Source organism: Mesorhizobium sp. M2A.F.Ca.ET.039.01.1.1 (assembly GCF_003998035.1).
Classification (GTDB): domain Bacteria; phylum Pseudomonadota; class Alphaproteobacteria; order Rhizobiales; family Rhizobiaceae; genus Mesorhizobium.
The window spans coordinates 1-459 of the sequence record NZ_RZRY01001515.1 but is presented as its reverse complement, the minus strand read 5'-3'; the positions used below and the strand labels follow the sequence as shown (position 1 = coordinate 459).

General features: G+C 54.9%; 1 protein-coding gene. It reads left to right on the top strand.

Annotated elements, in window-relative coordinates:
- A partial coding sequence (locus EOA24_RS40710) for a Gfo/Idh/MocA family oxidoreductase (protein WP_133375115.1) occupies positions 1-459 on the top strand: 459 nt, incomplete at both ends.

The following is a 459-nucleotide window of genomic DNA, read 5'->3' as shown; positions in this document are numbered from 1 at the left end:
GTTCAGACACCGTCGACTTGCTCGTCATTGCGACGACGGCGGACTTGCATCACAGGCTCGCGACTGAGGCATTTGGCCTAGGCTTCAGGCGCCTCGTAATTGAAAAACCTGTCTCGCAATCGGTAGACGAGGCATTCGATATCAAGCTCCGAGCACAGGAAAAGGGTGTTCGCGTCATAGTCAACCACGGGAGACGCTACTGCGACGCCTATGCGCGCGTGCGCCAACTGAAAGGGGAGATGGGCGATATTAGGACTGTAACTCTGCGATTTGGAGGTGGGGCGCTGGGATGTGTCGGCACCCATTGGATAGACTTAGCGAACACGCTGATCGACGCAAAAGCGACCCACGTCTTTGCTAAGGAAACTGAGCCTTCCGAAAATCCGCGGGGCGTGCGTTTTAATGATCCCGGCGCCAGCGTGATGATTGTTTATGAAAATGGAGCATGCGCCTTTATAG